Genomic DNA, 16,214 nt, shown 5'->3' on the forward strand with positions numbered 1-16,214 from the left:
GGGATGCTCATGTGACCGTGTTGCCCCACAGCTTGGCGTCGTCGACGTTCTCCTTCGTGACCAGCGGCGCGGGCAGTTGGTCCTCCAGGACGCCGCCGGGCAGCTCGACGATCTCGGAGTCGTGGTCGGTCGGCCCGGGCTTGAACTTCTTCCCGTTCATCGCGGCCTTGATGTAGTACATGCCGTACTTGGCGTAGGCGTCCGCGGGCTGCGAGACGGTGGCGTCGATCTGGCCCTTGCGGATGGCGTCGAACTCCTGCGGGATGCCGTCGTTGGAGACGACGGCGATGTGGCCCTTCTCGCCCGCCTTCTTCAGCATCCCCTTCGACTTGAGCGTCTGCAGGGTGGGGGCGAGGTAGACGCCGCCGGCCTGGAGGTAGATCCCCTTGATGCCGGGGTGGGAGTTGAGGAGCGTGTCCAGTTTGGCGGCGGCGGTGTCGGACTCCCACTTGGCGGGGATCTCGAGCACTTTGAGCTTCGGGTACTTCTTCTTCACGCAGTCCCGGAAGGCCTTGGAGCGCTCACGACCGTTGACGGACGCGAGGTCACCCATGACCTGGACGACCTCGCCGCCCTCGACCTGCTTGCCGAGGTAGTCACAGGCCTTCTCGCCGTACGCGACGTTATTGGCCCGCACCACCATCGCGACCTTGCCCTTCTCGGGCGCGACGTCCACGGCGACCACGGGCACGCCCTTGCGCTCGGCCTGGTCGAGGCCCGCGGAGATCGCGGCGCTGTCGAGGGGCGCGACGACGAGTCCCTTGACGCCCTGGTTGAGCTGGTTGTTGATGTCGGTGATCTGCTGCGAGGGGTCGCTGTTGGAGTTGACGGTCTTCATCGCGTCGACGTCCTCGGACTTCGCCATCTTCGGCACGTAGTCGTTGTACGACTGCCAGAACGGCGAGGTCAGCAGGGGCAGGACCACACCGACCTTGCCCTCGCCGCCGCCCCCGTCGCCGGGCGCCGCGCTGTCCTTCGTACTGCCGCACGCGGCGAGCGCCAGGGACGCGCAGGCGGCCGCGGCGGCGGCGCGCACCACCCGCGACGTCCCCGCCCTGCCGGGCCTGCTCCTGTGCCTGTCGCGCACTTTCCTGCCGGCCATCTGACGGCTCCTCATCGAGGGGGGAACGAACGGGGATCGAGCGTGATCAAGTGTGTCCGGGGCCGCGTCGAGCGGTCACCGGGACCCGATGACGCGAATATTTATCAGACCACTTGGCGCCCACAACACCCCTCGTCGACAACTTTTCGCGCTTTACAGCCGTAGTGGTCCGACCACTTCTCTGGCTAGACTGCCGCGCACCCGTCCAGTGGAGGAGCGTTACGTGGACCAGCCGGACCAGTCCGCCCCGCAGAAGGGCACCGTGACGCAGCGGGCCATCGAACAGATCAAGGCGATGATCGGCGAGGGCCGCCTCGAACCAGGACAACGCCTGCCCACGGAACGGGACTTGGCGGTTCAACTCGGTATCTCGCGCTCCTCGATGCGGGAGGCGATCCGGGCGATGACGGTGCTCGGAGTCCTTGAGGCCCGGCACGGATCCGGCATCTATGTCACGCAGTTGGAGGCCGGCGACCTCCTTGAGACCTTCGGCGTGGTCGCGGACCTCTCCCGCGGACCGCGCCTGGTCGAGCTCCTTGAGGTGCGCCGGGTGCTGGAGTCCACCGCGACGGCGCTGGCCGCCGCGCGGATCTCGGCGGATCAACTGGCCGACGTGGAAAAGCACTTGGAGGCGATGAACGCCACCGACGATCCGGAGGAGATCCTCTCCCACGACCTGGCGTTCCACCGCACGATCGCCTTCGCGGCCGGCAACGACACGATGGCCGCGATCCTGGAGGGCCTCTCGTCCCGCACGTTCCGCGCCCGGGTGTGGCGCGGCTACCAGGAGGAGGGCGCGTTCGAACGCACCCGCCGCGAACACGCCCGGATCCACCGGGCCCTCGTGGCCCGCGACCCGGAGGCGGCACGGGCCGCGGCGGCGGCGCACGTGGGCGAGGTGGAGGAGTGGCTGCGGGCGCAGGTGGAGGGGTGAACCCGGCGCCTCGACCCGGTCAGCCGTCAGCCGTCAGCCGTCAGCCGTCAGCCGTCAGCCGTCAGCCGTCAGCCGTCAGCCAGGGTCCGCTCGATCCGGGCGACGAAGGCGCGGGCCAGCTCGTCGAGTTGCGCCTCGTAGTCCGGCAGGTCGTTGACCTCGCCGAGGCGCAGCCAGGCCACGGTGCTGCCCACCCGGACGACGGCCATGGCGTTCGTGCTGTCCTCCGGCTCCTTGTAGTACGTGAAGGTCGAGCTCTTGTCGCCGAGGCCCGGCAGCGAGAGCGGCGTCGTCCTGTCGTAGCCGGACTGCTCACGGACCAACTGCTCGTGCACGCGCTCCGCCTGGGCGGGTGACGTGCAGGCGTGGAGCTGGAACTCGGCTCTGACGGCTCCGGACCCCGACGACGTCTCGTACCGCGTGCCTCCCATGTGACAGCCGCCGGACCGTTCCGCCTCCGCGACACCCGCCGGGCCCTGCTGGGACCAGCCGGGCGGCATGTCCTTCCGCGTGGGCAGGGCGTCGCGTGTCTGCACCACGGTCAGCGCGCGCGTGCGATCGGCCGGGCCCCCGCCGGCGTCGGTGTTGGTGTCGGCGGCCTTCTCCTCTTGGGCCGGCGCCGAGGTGCCCCGAGGCCCGTCGTCGGCGATGAGCCGCGTCCCCCCATACACGCCGAGCGCCACCAGGGCCAGCAGAAGGACGCCGGTCAGCACCAGGACGGTGAGCGCGCCCGGGGTCTTGTTGACCGTGATCGGCCCGAGCGCGATGTGGCTGCGCGTGATCGTGCTGCGGTCAATGACCACCGAGTCCCGGTTGTACGTCGTGGGGGCGTCGAGGTGCAGGGCCAGTTGCCGCCCCAGCGCCGGATCCGCCTCGATCTCCCCGCACAGGACGTCCCGCGCCTGCGACTGAGCGGATTCGCTCGTCCCGTCCCCGTCGATCCCCTCCAGCGCCGCGCGCCCCCGCTCCGTGCGGGCCAGACGTGAGCGGACCAGCTCGGTGACAGCGGCTCCGGCTCCCTCCCCCACGCCGGTCGCCACGCCGGTCGCCACCGCGCTGACGACGCCCACCGCCAGCATCGCGAGTTCCGTCGACTCCATGCCACACCCCCGTTGCGCGACCGTCTCAGGAGCTCATCATGTTGCACCGGTCCACGGATGGCACCCCGGTCCCAACAGGGCGGCCGAAAGAATTCGGGCGACCCGTGCGGGCCGGTTCTGACACCATCCCCGCGTGATCACCGACTCGCGCGCCACCCCGTCCCCGCTGTCCGCGGCCGTACGCAACAACGCCCTCTGGTGCGACGCCGTCTGCCGCTCCCACAGAGTGGTTGGCACCGCCGAACGGGGCGTGTGGGCAAGCGCTGTGCGTACGCCCCCGCTGTACCCCGACGCCGTGACGCTCTCCCCCACCGCGACACCCGACGACGTCCTGCCCCGCATCGATCTTTCCTCCCCCGGCGCCTCCGTCAAGGACAGCTTCGGCTCGCTCGACCTGTCCTCGGCCGGGTTCGAGGTGCTGTTCGAGGCGCGGTGGATCCACCGCGCGGCGACGGAGCCCGCGCCGCCGCGATCGGAGGGGTGGGGGCCGGTCGAGGGCGCCGCACGACTGCTCGCGTGGGAGGCCGTGTGGAGCGGCGACGGGGAGAGCGAGGGTCTGTTCCGGCCCGCGCTGTTCGACGACGGAGCGGTGTTCCTGGCGCCCACGGGCACGGGCCCCACCGGTTCGGACGCGACGGGCACGGACGCGGCGGGCTCGGACCCCGCGGGCACAGTTCCCGTCACCGCGGGCGCCATCGCCTACCCCGGCGCCTCCGTCATCGGCATCTCCAACCTCTTCGCCGCCGACGACGACCTCGACTCCGCCTGGCGCGACTGCCTGCGGGCCACGGACCGGCTGTGGCCGGGGGTGCCGGTCGTCGGGTACGAGCACGGCGACGACCTCGCCGCCGCCGAGCGTCAGGGGTTCACCCCTGTCGGCCCGCTGCGCGTGTGGCTGCGGACCGAGGCATGAATGAACCTCTTCGTCGCGTCACCGTGACGGATATGCCGACCGCGCTCGGCGTGCGGGCACCGCCCGGCCGGGGTTCGGAGGCCGTGGCCTGTCCGGCTCGTCGCCCGTGTAGTTCCGTACGGTGAGGCCCCTCTCCCCCCGCGGAGCGCCGCTCCCGTGTCCGCCGCACGATCGCGTAGCTAAGCCGACCGTCCCGAAACCGAGCCGGAGGCCCCCTCCCGCACGGCCAGGAGGGGGAGTTCACCGCCGACGACCACACCGCAGAACCATGACGAGCTCTGTGGACCCGGCGTGACCCGGCGTGACCCGGCGAGATCCGGACGAGGGGACCTGCCCCTCACCGCCGCGTGAACCGCAGCGTCACAAGCTCGAACGGCCGCAGGGACACCGGCACCGCGTCGCCCGCGAGTTCCGGTGCGCTCACCCCGTCGAGCGGCCGCTCAAGGAGGTCCGTCACCGCGACCGAGCCCGCCGTGAACCCGACCGTCAGCGTGGCCTTCGCCCGCCCGCCGTGGGCCTCGTGGAAGCGGACGACCACGTCGCCGCTGCCGTCGTCGGCGAGCTTGACCGCGGTGACGACCACCGCGTCGTTGTCGACCGTCACCAGCGGGGCCACCGCGGAACCGCCGCTCACCCGCCGCTCCGGCAGGTTGATGCGGTAGCCCTCGCGCACCGCGTCGCCGATCCCCGCGCCCGGCACCAGGGCGTGCCGGAAGCGGTGTACTCCCTGGTCGGTCTCGGGGTCCGGGAAGCGCGGGGCGCGCAGCAGCGAGACGCGGACCGTGGTGGTCGTACCGGAGTCCTCCTCGCGCACCGTGCGGGTCACATCGTGCCCGTACGTCGAGTCGTTGACCAGCGCGACGCCCCAGCCCGGCTCCTCGATGTGCACGAAGCGGTGGTTGCACGCCTCGAACTTGGCGGCCTCCCAGCTCGTGTTGGTGTGCGTGGCCCGGTAGAAGTGGCCGAACTGCGTCTCCGAGGCGTACCGCTCGGCGTGGACGTCCAGCGGGAACGCGAGCTTGAGGAACTTCTCCGTCTCGTGCCAGTCCACCTCGGTGTCGATGTCCAGACGCCGGTCGCCGGGGGCGAGCGAGAGCACCTGGGTGAGCCGCGAGTCACCGAAGCCCCGTACGACACGGACCGACGCGCCCTCGCCCGGCTCGACCACGTCGGCGTCGGCCAGGTCCGTGACGGTGTTGCGGTAGAACTCGTCGACGTCCCACGCGTCCCACATGTTGGGGAAATCGGCGTGCAGTTGGGGCAGGTTGGCCGCGCGGCCGGGCGCGACGGTCTCCCGGTCGGCCCCGATGTCGTACGCGGACACCACGAGGCCCCGGCCGTCGATCTCCACCCGCAGCAGGCCGTTGTCGAGGACGTAGCCACCCTCCTCGCGCGGGGTGATCGTCGCGGCCTCCTCGGAGACGGCGGTCCGCGCACCGCCTGCGGGCACCCCGTCGCGGGTGTGCGGCGTGGAGTTGAAGACCAGCGCGCCGGTGCCCTCACCGGCGAGCGAGCGCTGCGCCTTGTCGATGATGCCGTTCAGTTCCTGGGCGAGCGCGGCGTAGGTGGCGCGGGCCTCGCGGTGCACCCAGGCGATGGACGAGCCGGGCAGGATGTCGTGGAACTGGTGGAGCAGCACCGTCTTCCAGACGCGGTCCAACTGCTCGTAGGGGTAGGTGAATTCGGGGTCGCGCACGGCGGCGGTCGCGGCCCACAGCTCCGCCTCGCGCAGCAGGTGTTCGCTGCGCCGGTTGCCCTGCTTGGTGCCGGCCTGGCTGGTGAGGGTCGCGCGGTGCAGTTCGAGGTAGAGCTCGCCGACCCAGACGGGCGGGTTCGGGTACTCGGCCTGCGCCTTCTCGAAGAACGTCTCCGGTGTCTCCCACGCGACGGTCGCGGAGCCCTCCAGGTCCCGCAGGCGCGCGGCCTTGGCGATCATCTCGCGGGTGGTGCCGCCGCCTCCGTCGCCCCAGCCGGTGGGTGCGAGGGAGTGCCGGGCGACGCCCTTGTCCTTGAAGTTCTTCGCCGCGTGGGCGATCTCGCTGCCCTTCATCGAGCAGTTGTAGGTGTCGACGGGCGGGAAGTGCGTGAAGATGCGGGTGCCGTCGATGCCTTCCCAGTTGAAGGTGTGGTGCGGGAAGCGGTTGGTCTGGGACCAGGAGATCTTCTGCGTGAGCAGCCACTTGGATCCTGCCGCCTTGATGATCTGCGGCAGGCCCGCGGCGAAGCCGAAGGTGTCGGGCAGCCACGCCTCGTCGTTCTCGACGCCGAACTCGTCGAGGAAGAACCGCTTGCCGTGCACGAACTGACGGGCCATCGCCTCCGAACCCGGCATGTTCGTGTCCGACTCGACCCACATGCCGCCCGCGGGCACGAACCGCCCGTCGGCGACGGCCTTCTTGACCTTCGCCCACACCTCGGGTCGGTGCTCCTTGATCCATGCCCACTGCTGGGCCTGGGACATGGCGAAGACGAAGTCCGGCTCGTCCTCGATGAGTGCCGTCATGTTGGACGTGGTGCGCGCGACCTTGCGGACCGTCTCGCGCAGCGGCCACAGCCAGGCGGAGTCGATGTGGGCGTGGCCGACGGCGCTGATCCGGTGCGCGGACGGCTCGGCGGGCGTGGCGAGCACCTCCGCCAGCTCGGCGCGGGCCGCGGCGGCGGAGCCGCCCACGTCCTGGAGGTCGACGGCGTCCAGCGCGCGGCCGACGGCGCGCACGACGGCGTAGCGCCGCCCGGAGTCCTCGGGCAGCTCCACCATCAGCTCGCCGAGCACTTCGAGGTCGATGACGAGCTGCCAGACGGTCTCGTCGAAGATGGCGAGGTCCATGCGCTCCAGCTTGTACTGGGGTTCGCTGCCCGCGGTCTCCTTGTCGCCCAACTGGGTCGGCAGGAAGGGGTGGTAGTCGAGGATGACGGGGTTGGAGGCGGCCTCGACGTGCAACCGCACCTCTTCGCCGCCCTCGGCGGGCGCGGCGACGCGCACCCACTGGTTGCGCGGGTTGAGGCCCTTCACCGGGGTGCCGTCGGGACGGTAGACGAGGCCCTCGCACTGGAAGCCGGGCATGTTCTCGTCGAAGCCGAGGTCGAGGATCGCCTCGACGGTCTTCCCCGCCCACTCCCGCGGCACGGTCCCGGTCACCCGGAACCAGCTCGTCCCCCAGGGCGCGCCCCACCGCTCCCCCACGGCGGTCGGCGCCGGCTCGGCAGCGAGCCCTTCGGCCACCGGCACCGGCTCGCCCGGCGCGTTCCACACCGCCACGTCGAGCGGCACGGACGCGGGATACACGGCGGGCCTGATGCGCTCGTCCAGAACGCGCTTGAGGCGGGCTTCGACCAGGGTGCGGTCGTCATGCATGAGGGGTCTCCCAGGGGATAGTCAGCCCGTCCGGCGTGTGAGGACGAGCGCGAAGCGCGATCTACGGTGCGATGTCGCGGGCTAGCTCACCACCTCCGGCGACACGACCTCCGTGATGCCCCGCGCAGCGAGATACGCCGCGTCGGCGACCCGGCTCGCAAGGACGACCGTCGGCCGCACCCCGTCGGCCACCAGACGGGCGAACGCCTCGAAGACCGCCCCGCCGGGGGCGCACGCGGACCGCCGCGCAGGGGCGTCGTCCACGACGAGCGCCGTCGTACGGGTCGCCGGCGCATAGGCGCGCCCGCGCCACTCCTCGGCGATACGGGCGATCGCGGCGCCCGCGGGTTTGACCTGCCCGTCGTTGGTCAGCAGCCCGAGGCTGTACTCCAGCTCGGGAAAGTCCGCGAGGTCCCGCGAGACGTCGTGGGAGCACCACCACGTCACGCCCCACACGTCCTGGCAGTCGAGCGCGGCGGCGATCGTCTCCTCGGTGAACGCGGCGGCGTGCTCCGCGGGGATCAGCGGCGCGGGCGCGCCGACCTCCTGCAGCCAGACGGGCCGCCCCGGATCGAGCGCCCATGCCTTGGACAGCTCGATCATGTACGCCGCGTGGTGGCGCGTGGCCGTACCGGTGCGCCCGTGGCGCTGGGCCGTGCCGTTGAAGACCCAGGAGTGCACGGCGGTCACCGCACCGAGCCGGGCGGCCTGCGCCGGGGTGAAGGGCTGGTCGTCCTGGTACCAGGCGGCGTCGTACTCGGCGTGCAGGTGCAGCTTGCCGGGGGCGCCCTCCTCGCAGGCTGCGAGGACGGTGCGCAGCCAGGCCTCCGCCTGCTCCGCGGTGATGCGGTCGGGGTCGGGGTGCGGGCCCGCCGAGAACTGGTTGATCTCGTTGCCTATGGTCATGCCGATGAAGTTCGGCCGGTCGGCGAGCGCGCCGGCGAGCGTGCGCAGGTACGCGACCTGCCCGGAGACCACGTCGGGGTCGGTGAAGATGTTCCGCCGGTGCCAGGTCTGGGTCCAGGCGGGCAGGAAGTCGAAGCTGGACAGATGCCCCTGGAGGCCGTCGACGTTGACGTCGAGGCCGCGTTCGGCGGCGGCGTCGGCGAGCCGGACCAGCTGCTCGACGGCGCGCGGGCGTATCAGGGTGCGGTTGGGCTGGAAGTACGGCCAGATCGGGAAGACCCGGATGTGGTCGAGGCCGAGCGAGGCGATCGCGTCGAGGTCGGCGCGTACGGCGTCGATGTCAAAGTCGAGCCAGTGGTGGAACCACCCTTGGCCGGGCGTGTAGTTGGCGCCGAAGCGCGGGGGGCCCGCAGGCGGCGCGGAAGGCGATGCGGAAGACAAGTGCGGATCCTGGTTCTGAAGGAGTTCGGGTGGCGCGGCGGCTCAGCCCTTGACCGCGCCCTCGCCCACACCGCGGAAGAAGTACCGCTGCAGGCAGGCGAAGAGGACGATCAGCGGGAGCACGGCGATGACCGTGCCCGCGGCGACGAGGCGCTCGTCGTTGGCGAAGGTGCCGTGCAGGTAGTTGAGGCCGATGGTGAGCGTGAACCGGTCCGGGTCGCTGAGCACGATCAGCGGCCAGAGGAAGTCGTCCCAGGCGCCCATGAAGGCGAAGATCGCGACGACCGCGAGGGTGCCCCTGACGGCGGGCAGCGCGATGCGCAGGAACCGCTGCCACACGTTGGCGCCGTCGACGAACGCGGCTTCCTCGATCTCGTAGGGCACGTTGAGGAAGGCGTTGCGCATCAGCAGGACGTTGAGCGCGGAGACGCAGCCCGGCAGCAGCACACCGATGAGGGTGTTGTTCAGGCCGAGCTCACGCATGGTCGTGAACTGGGCGATGATGATGCCCTCGACGGGCACCAGCATGGCCAGGATGAAGACGACCGTGGCCGCCTTGCGTCCGCGGTAGCGCAGCCGGGCCAGGGCGTAGCCGGCGAGGGTGGCGCCCACGCAGTTGGTGACCACGTTGGCGGCGGCCACCTTCAGGGAGTTGAGCGCGTAGTCCCAGACGGGGATGGTGTCGGCGACCCGCTCGTAGTTGTGCAGGGTCGGGTCGGTGGGCAGGAACTTCGGCGGGGAGCTGAAGATGTCCTCGTGCGGCCCCTTCAGGGACGTGGAGAGCTGCCAGAGGAACGGCCCGATCATCAACGCCAGTACGGCGAGCAGGAGTACGTAGCGCAGGACGATCTCCCACACGGGCATCCGGCGGCCGTTCTCGTCGGTGACGCGGCGCCGGCGCGTGCGGGGCGCGTCGGGTGCGGGGCGCCGGGCGGCGGTCGCCGGTGTCTTCTCGACGGTACTCACGCGTCCTCCTTCCGGTCCGCCCGCAGCACGAGCAGCATCAGTGCGACGGTGACGACGAAGACGACGACCGAGATCGCCGAGGCGTAGCCGACCCGTCCGGTCAGGCCGGTGCCGACGCGCTGCACCAGCATCACGAGGGTGGTGTCCTCGCCGGCCGGGCCGCCGGTGGGGCCCGCCATCAGATAGACCTCGGAGAACACCTTGAAGGCGGCGACCGAGGAGAGGGCGCCCACCAGGACCATGGTGGAGCGCACGGCGGGCACGGTGACGGTGAGGAAGCGGCGGACCGCTCCCGCGCCGTCGACCGCCGCCGCCTCGTGGAGCTCGCGCGGCACGTTGGCGAGCGCCGCGAGATAAATGATCATGTAGTAGCCGAGGCCCTTCCAGACCGTGACGGCCATGGCGCTGAACAGCAGCAGCCACTGGTCGCTGAGGAAGCCGACCTTCCCGACGCCCACCGCCTCGAGGACGGCGTTGACCAGGCCGCGCTCGTCCAGCATCCACACCCAGATCAGGCCCACGACGACGATCGAGGCGACCACCGGCGTGTAGAAGGCGGACCGGAAGAAGGTGATGCCGGGGATGTGCTTCTGGACGAGCATCGCGAGCAGCAGGGGCAGCAGCACGAGCGCGGGGACGACGACGAGGACGTAGATCGTGCTGTTGCGCAGCCCGATCCAGAACATGTCGTCGTGCAGCAGCTCCTGGAAGTTGGCGAACCCCACGTATTCGCCCGGCATCAACGTCCGTTTGTCGGTGAAGGAGTTGTTGAGCGTGCTGAGGAACGGATAGAGGATGAACACGGCGACGATCACGAGCCCGGGAGCGGCGAACAGCCAGGGGCTGGTGGGCAGTTGACGCCTGATCTTGGCGGGGGTGGTACGGGTCTTCATGGCTGACGTTCCCTGGTCATGGATCGGCACAGCGGCAGCGGTCAGCTCTGGCTCAGCAGCCGGTCACAGTTCTTGACAGCGTTGTCGAGTGCTTCCTTCGGGCTCTCCTTGCCCTGCAGCGCCTTGGCGACGGCGTTGCGCAGCTCGACCTTCATCTGCTCGCTGAACAGCACGGGCGTGTAGTTCACCGCGGTCTTGATGGACTTCGCGGCGGCGACCCTGACCCGGGTCTCCTCCTTGCCGTCCTGCTCGGTGAAGTACGGGTCGTCGAGGGAGCCCTGGGTGCTGGGGAAGATCGCGACCTTCTTGGCGAACTCCATCTGGTGCCGGGCGTCGGTGACGAAGTGCGCGAAGGCGACGGCGGCCGGAGTCTGCTTGGTGCGGGCGTTCACCATTACGCCCATCACGTACATGTTGTCCTTGCCGGTGCTACTGATCTGCGGGGTGATGCCGATGTTCTTGTAGAGCTTCGGCGCCTCCTTCTTGAACTTCTCCAGGTCGAGCGCGCTGCCGGGGTTCATGGCGACGGCCTCGGTGAGGAACTTCTTGCCGGTCGACTCCGGGGTGGCGGTCAGGGCCTGCCCCTCGAGCGCCTTGGCGTCGTACAACTTCTTGTACTCGGTGAGGAGTTCGATGCCCTTGGCGTCGTTGAAGGTGAAACCGGTGCCTTCCTTGTTCATCAGCGGGACGCCGTAGCGGCCGAAGTCCTCGATGGTGGGGACGTTGGCGAGCGTGGCGACCTTGCCGTCGCTCTTCTTCGCCAGCCGCAGGGCGTCGTCGAAGAGCTGGTCGTAGGTCTTCGGGGGCTTGTCCGCGTCGAGACCGGCGTCCTTGAAGAGGCGCTTGTTGTAGAAGAGCGGGCCGGTGTTCAGGTACCAGGGGAAGGCGTACGTGCCGTCCGTGCCCGGTATCTGGTGGCTCTTCCAGGCGCCGGGGAGGTACTCCTTCTCGTACTTGCCCGCCACCTTGCCGAGGTCGAGGGCGAGGCCCGCCTTCGCGAGCGGGGCGACCAGGTCGGGCGAGACGTTGACGACGTCGGGCAGGGTGTCCGCGGCGGCGTCGGCGCTGATCTTGTCGGCGTAGCCCTCGCCGGGCTGGTCGACCCAGCGGACGTCGGTGCCGGGGTACTTCTTCTCGAACTCGGCGACCAGGCCCTCGAAGTAGGACTTGAAGTTGGCCTTCAGGTTCCAGGTCTGGAAGGTGATCTTGCCTTCGATCTTCCCGGAGGCGTCCTGCGAACCGCCGTCGTCGTCGCCGCCACAGGCGCTCAGCGGCAGCAGGACGGCGAGGACGGCGCCTGCGGCGACCGCTCTGCGAGGGATGCGGGAGATGCGCACGGTGAAACGGCTCCTTTGCTCGGCCCAGCGTGAGAGAGGCGGTGACTGCAACCGTCCCGACCGTGCAATCCGCGCCGAGGCAGACCCTGCACGCAGCGGTGGAGCAAAGTCAATGGATTCGGGCCACGGAATTCGAAGACAGGACGAACCTCCGGTCAACACCGCAGGTCAGAAAGGCGCGTTGGAAGTCTTGCGGCAGATGACTAATGCGCTTTAGAGTCCAGCCACTCAAGCGCATTAGTGTCCGGGAGCCAGGAAAGGGGCAACGGGTGCAAGGCAAGCGGTCACCGGCGCGCCGGCCGACCATGAAGGACATCGCGCGCCGCGCCGGGGTGTCCGAGAGCGCCGTCTCCTTCGCGCTCAACGACCGGCCCGGTGTCTCCGCCATCACCCGCGACCGGGTGCGCAGGGTCGCGGAGCAGCTGGGCTGGCGGCCCAGCACGGCGGCGCGCGCCCTGTCCGGCGAGGGGTCGGCGACGGTGGGCCTGGTGGTGGCGCGGCCCGCGGCGACCCTGGGCGTCGACTCGTTCTTCCTGCAGCTGATCTCGGGGATCCAGGAGGTCCTCGCGGAGCGGCACCTGGGCCTGCTCTTCCAGGTGGTGGAGGACGTGGCCGCGGAGTGCGCGGTCTACCGCCGCTGGTGGGCCGAACACCGGGTGGACGGCGTGCTGGTGGTCGACCCGCGCACGGACGACCCGCGGCCCGCCCTGCTCGACGAGCTCGGGCTGCCCGCGGTGGTGACGGGCGGCGTGCCCGACCCGGACGCCGGGCACCCCGGCCTGTCCACGGTGTGGGCGGACGACGCGGGCGCGATGGCGTCGGTCGTGGGCCATCTGCACACCCTGGGGCACCGCCGCATCGTGCACATCGCGGGCATGGAGGGGCTCGCGCACACCGAGCGCCGCATCCGCACGCTGCGCGTCGAGGCGGCGGGCCGGGGCATGTCGGGGGTGCGTTCGGTGACGACGGACTACTCGGACGCGGAGGGTGCCGCGGCGACGCGCCGGGTCCTCGAAGCCGCCGAGCCGCCGACGGCGCTGGTGTACGACAACGACGTGATGGCCGTGGCCGGCGTGGCCGCCGCGACCTCCCTCGGCTTCGCGGTTCCGGACGACCTCTCGGTGGTCGCCTGGGAGGACTCGGCGCTCTGCCGCATGGTCCATCCGTGGCTGACGGCCCTGTCCCGGGACACGGTGGCCTTCGGACGCACCGCGGCCCGCGAACTCCTCGCCCTGCTCGACGACGGCCCGGCGGCCACGGTCCAGGTGCCGTTGCCCCGGCTCATCGAGCGGGAGAGCACGGGCCCTGTCAGGGGCTGAGCCGGGCCGTCACACGACGGTTCTCATGCGCCCGGGGGCACCGGAGGCCAGGGCAGCGCGGCCAGGATCGGCAGCAGCGACTCCTCCTCGTAGTCGAGGTGGGCGATCAACTCCGCCGACATGCGGGCGAGTTCGGCACGGAAACGGGCGGGGTCGGCTCCGTCGATGTCCGCGAGGAGCGCGGCGAGCTCACCCTGGAGCCGGGCGATCACCCGGTGTTCCTCGGCGAGCCGCTCGAAGGTCTCGCGCAGCTCCGGGTGGTGACGGCCCATCACGGGGAAGAGGTGCGCGTCCTCGCTGGTGTGATGGAACTCCAGAGCGTCGCAGAAGGCCAGGCAGTGCTGGCGGATCTGGAGGCCGATGCCCGGCTTCGGAGGCGCACCTTGCCTCTGATCGGCGGCGAGCGCACCGAAGTAGGCCTCCGTCTCCTTGCGCACGTGCCGGAGCTGTCCGCGCAACCAGAGGTGGACCTGGGTCATCTTGTCCGCGAAGGTGGCGGCACCTTCGGGGATGCCGGCCTCGTGCGCGGGCCGCTCCAGGACGACGACGGGCAGCACGCGGCTGGTCCGCTCCTGGTAGTCGCCGTAGCCGGGAGTGGCGGCCACCACCCGGTCGAAGAGGCGCTCGCGCCGCTCCCCCTCGGTGGGGACGGCGATCGCCTCGAACGTGTCGGTGCCGAGTTCGACGGTGACCGTGGGGTGGGCGAGGACGTTGCGGTACCAGTCGGGGTGGCGCGGTGCGCCGAGGTTCGACCCGACGACCAGGAGCAGGCCCTCGGCACGGACGAAGCCGAGCGGCGTGGTGTGCCGCTCACCGGTCTTCGCACCGGTGGTCGTGAGCAGCAGGAGGTCGCCGCCTTCGAAGGGGCCGCCGACCTTCCCGCCGCCCGCCCGGAACGCGTCGATGACGGACTGGTTGAACGGGGCGGGCGCGGAGCCCGCGGATGTCGGGCGGTCGGACGTGGAGTACGTGGGCGTGGAGTGCGTGGGCATGACGGTGTCAGGTCTCCGTACAGGGTGTTCGCGCCTCGGAGGGCACTCGGAGGCGCGGTGCGTGAGGGGGAACGCCACGCGCGAGAGGCGTGGCCGGGGCGCGCGAAGACGCACGGTCAGGCGGAAGCCCCGGGGTGTGAACTCACGACGTGTCCATCGGCGTCGTCCTTGAGTGAAGGTGCTCGCCCGATCGCCGACCTGCCCACTGCTCTTCGGTCGGCGCCACACGGCACGAGCACCATTACAGTCACCCACTCCCCCGCATGTCAACGGGACACCGGAGGCCTGCGCCCCTGGTCGGGGCCTCGGACCCCCGACCGGGCCGTCAGACCTCCGGCTGGTACGTCACCTCCGACCAGGCCCTCAGACCTCCGACCGGTACAGGCCGAACTCCGCGACCCGCACCTGCGCCCGCGACCGCGTCACCCGCAGCCGCCACCGCCGCGCCGCCACCGGGGCATCGAGTCTCAGCACGCGGCTGGCGCCCACCGTGTCCACCTCCGTCACGGCCCGCCAACCGCCGTCCGCGTACGCCTCGATGACCGCGTGCTCCAGTTGCTGGCCGTGCCGGATGTTTTCGGCGAGGCGGATGCGGTCCACCGCGCGGACGGCACCGAGGTCCGCGGTGACCGTCCCCCTCTTGTGATCGTGCCGGAGCGGCGTACCGCCCGCGAGGTCCTCGGGCAGCTCGCTCCGGATCCGCCGACGGAACTCGCGCAGGCGCGCCACATCGGCGTCGGGCAGCAGCCCGCGCCGGTCCGGCGGGATGTTGAGCAGCAGCACGGAGTTGCGCCCCACCGACCGGAACCAGATGTCCGTCAACTCGTCGACACTCTTGGGCTGTTGATCGTCGTGGTAGAACCAGCCGGGCCGGATGGAGACATCGCACTCGGCAGGCCACCACTGCAGGTACTGGGCGACGGAGCGCGCCTCGGCGAGCGCCGCGCGGCTGCCCTGGTCGGGCGCGTCGTACGGGAGGGCGTAGTCGATGCTGCCGTTGCCGGAGTCCTTGACGGGCACGACGCTCCACTCGTTCTCCCGCGCGAGCCCGCCTTCGTTGCCGACCCAGCGGACGTCGGGGCCGCGCACCGCCATGGTGACGTCCGGGGCGAGCGCACGGATCAGCGCGTACCAGCTGTCCCAGTCGTACGTCTCCACCTTGTCCGGCGGGATGCGCCCCTGCGCCCCGTCGAACCACACCTCGTCCACGGGGCCGTACTCGGTGAGCACCTCGTAGAGCTGGTTGAGCATGTGGGCGCCGTAGTCGGTGGCGTCGAGGGTGAAGGCACGCGGATTCTTGCCGGCCCGGTCGTCGCCCGGGACGAGGGTGGGGATGGTCCGCGCGGACCGCTTGCTGCCGTTGGCGTAGACGCCGTCGAGGTACTGGTTCTCGTCGGCGGGCGAGATGTAGACGCCGACCTTGATGCCGTACCGCCGCAGCGAGTCGGCGAACGAGCGCAGCACATCTCCCGCGCCACCGCGCCAACTGCTGCTCGCCACCGAGTGCTTGGTGTAGCGGGAAGGGTAGAGCACGAAGCCGTCGTGGTGCTTGACGGTGAGGATGGCGAGCCGGAAGCCGCCGTCGCGCAGGGCGCGGGCCCACTGGTCGGTGTCGAGTTCCGCGGGCTGGAAGACGTCCGGGTCCTCGTCGCCGGTGCCCCATTCGAGACCGGTGAAGGTGTTCACGCCGAAGTGCAGGAAGGCGGTCTGCTCCAGTTTCTGCCAGGCGATCTGGCGTGCGGTGGGGCGGACCCGGGAGGCCTTGGCGACCAGCGTGGCGGGCGTGTCACCGGGGCCGACCGGGATGCGGTGGGGTGGCTCGTCGCCCCCGGGCCCGCCGGTCGCGGTCGTGGTCGCGGCGGCGGCGAGCGGAGTGCCGGACGCGGCGACGGCCGTGGTGACGGCGGCGGCCATGAAGAGGCGTCTGCTGACGGTCATGGGGTGCCGATCTCCTTC

12 protein-coding genes are annotated in these 16,214 nt (G+C 70.8%); 3 read left to right on the forward strand and 9 right to left on the reverse strand.

Annotation, left to right across the window (positions count from 1 at the left end):
• Nucleotides 1–7: 7 nt before the first annotated feature.
• Nucleotides 8–1,102, reverse strand: a complete 1,095-nt coding sequence (locus tag ACFYO9_RS07270) for a sugar ABC transporter substrate-binding protein (RefSeq protein WP_355806608.1) — start codon at nucleotides 1,100–1,102, stop codon at nucleotides 8–10.
• Between the two features lie 223 nt (nucleotides 1,103–1,325).
• Here ACFYO9_RS07270 and ACFYO9_RS07275 point away from each other — a divergent pair, with 223 nt between their 5' ends.
• Entirely contained in the window at nucleotides 1,326–2,036 is a 711-nt protein-coding gene (locus ACFYO9_RS07275) for a FadR/GntR family transcriptional regulator (protein WP_358708532.1), read from the forward strand.
• 68 nt (nucleotides 2,037–2,104) lie between these two features.
• Here ACFYO9_RS07275 and ACFYO9_RS07280 read toward each other — a convergent pair whose 3' ends face one another.
• Complete coding sequence (locus tag ACFYO9_RS07280; protein WP_358774340.1) at nucleotides 2,105–3,136, reverse strand: hypothetical protein; 1,032 nt, start codon at nucleotides 3,134–3,136, stop codon at nucleotides 2,105–2,107.
• A 133-nt stretch (nucleotides 3,137–3,269) separates the two neighbouring features.
• Here ACFYO9_RS07280 and ACFYO9_RS07285 point away from each other — a divergent pair, with 133 nt between their 5' ends.
• The gene (locus ACFYO9_RS07285; RefSeq protein WP_358774338.1) at nucleotides 3,270–4,049 is read left to right on the forward strand and encodes a hypothetical protein; all 780 of its coding nucleotides are present in this window, start codon (nucleotides 3,270–3,272) and stop codon (nucleotides 4,047–4,049) included.
• A 337-nt stretch (nucleotides 4,050–4,386) separates the two neighbouring features.
• Here the strand turns inward: ACFYO9_RS07285 and ACFYO9_RS07290 are convergent, their stop codons facing one another.
• From ACFYO9_RS07290 to ACFYO9_RS07310, 5 genes are all read right to left on the reverse strand, one after another.
• The gene (locus ACFYO9_RS07290) at nucleotides 4,387–7,404 is read right to left on the reverse strand and encodes a glycoside hydrolase family 38 C-terminal domain-containing protein (protein ID WP_358774336.1); all 3,018 of its coding nucleotides are present in this window, start codon (nucleotides 7,402–7,404) and stop codon (nucleotides 4,387–4,389) included.
• 81 nt (nucleotides 7,405–7,485) lie between these two features.
• Nucleotides 7,486–8,751, reverse strand: a complete 1,266-nt coding sequence (locus ACFYO9_RS07295; RefSeq protein WP_358774335.1) for a glycosyl hydrolase — start codon at nucleotides 8,749–8,751, stop codon at nucleotides 7,486–7,488.
• A 42-nt stretch (nucleotides 8,752–8,793) separates the two neighbouring features.
• Complete coding sequence (locus ACFYO9_RS07300; RefSeq protein WP_355806598.1) at nucleotides 8,794–9,717, reverse strand: carbohydrate ABC transporter permease; 924 nt, start codon at nucleotides 9,715–9,717, stop codon at nucleotides 8,794–8,796.
• Nucleotides 9,714–10,610, reverse strand: coding sequence for a sugar ABC transporter permease (locus ACFYO9_RS07305; protein WP_358774333.1), 897 nt, complete (start codon nucleotides 10,608–10,610; stop codon nucleotides 9,714–9,716). Before ACFYO9_RS07305 ends, ACFYO9_RS07300 begins: the two co-directional genes overlap by 4 nt.
• Before the next feature lie 41 nt (nucleotides 10,611–10,651).
• Nucleotides 10,652–11,947: an extracellular solute-binding protein gene (locus tag ACFYO9_RS07310; RefSeq protein WP_358774331.1), complete on the reverse strand. Its 1,296-nt coding sequence runs from the start codon at nucleotides 11,945–11,947 to the stop codon at nucleotides 10,652–10,654.
• 269 nt (nucleotides 11,948–12,216) lie between these two features.
• Here ACFYO9_RS07310 and ACFYO9_RS07315 point away from each other — a divergent pair, with 269 nt between their 5' ends.
• On the forward strand, nucleotides 12,217–13,266 hold the full coding sequence (locus ACFYO9_RS07315) for a LacI family DNA-binding transcriptional regulator (protein ID WP_358774329.1): 1,050 nt from the start codon (nucleotides 12,217–12,219) through the stop codon (nucleotides 13,264–13,266).
• A 23-nt stretch (nucleotides 13,267–13,289) separates the two neighbouring features.
• Here ACFYO9_RS07315 and ACFYO9_RS07320 read toward each other — a convergent pair whose 3' ends face one another.
• On the reverse strand, nucleotides 13,290–14,258 hold the full coding sequence (locus ACFYO9_RS07320; RefSeq protein ID WP_358774327.1) for a nitroreductase/quinone reductase family protein: 969 nt from the start codon (nucleotides 14,256–14,258) through the stop codon (nucleotides 13,290–13,292).
• Between the two features lie 363 nt (nucleotides 14,259–14,621).
• Nucleotides 14,622–16,196 (reverse strand): alpha-L-fucosidase, encoded by a 1,575-nt coding sequence (locus ACFYO9_RS07325; protein WP_358774325.1) that lies wholly within the window; start codon nucleotides 16,194–16,196, stop codon nucleotides 14,622–14,624.
• Nucleotides 16,197–16,214: the final 18 nt, after the last annotated feature.

The sequence above is a fragment of the Streptomyces sp. NPDC005863 genome (assembly GCF_042871345.1).
Lineage (GTDB): Bacteria > Actinomycetota > Actinomycetes > Streptomycetales > Streptomycetaceae > Streptomyces.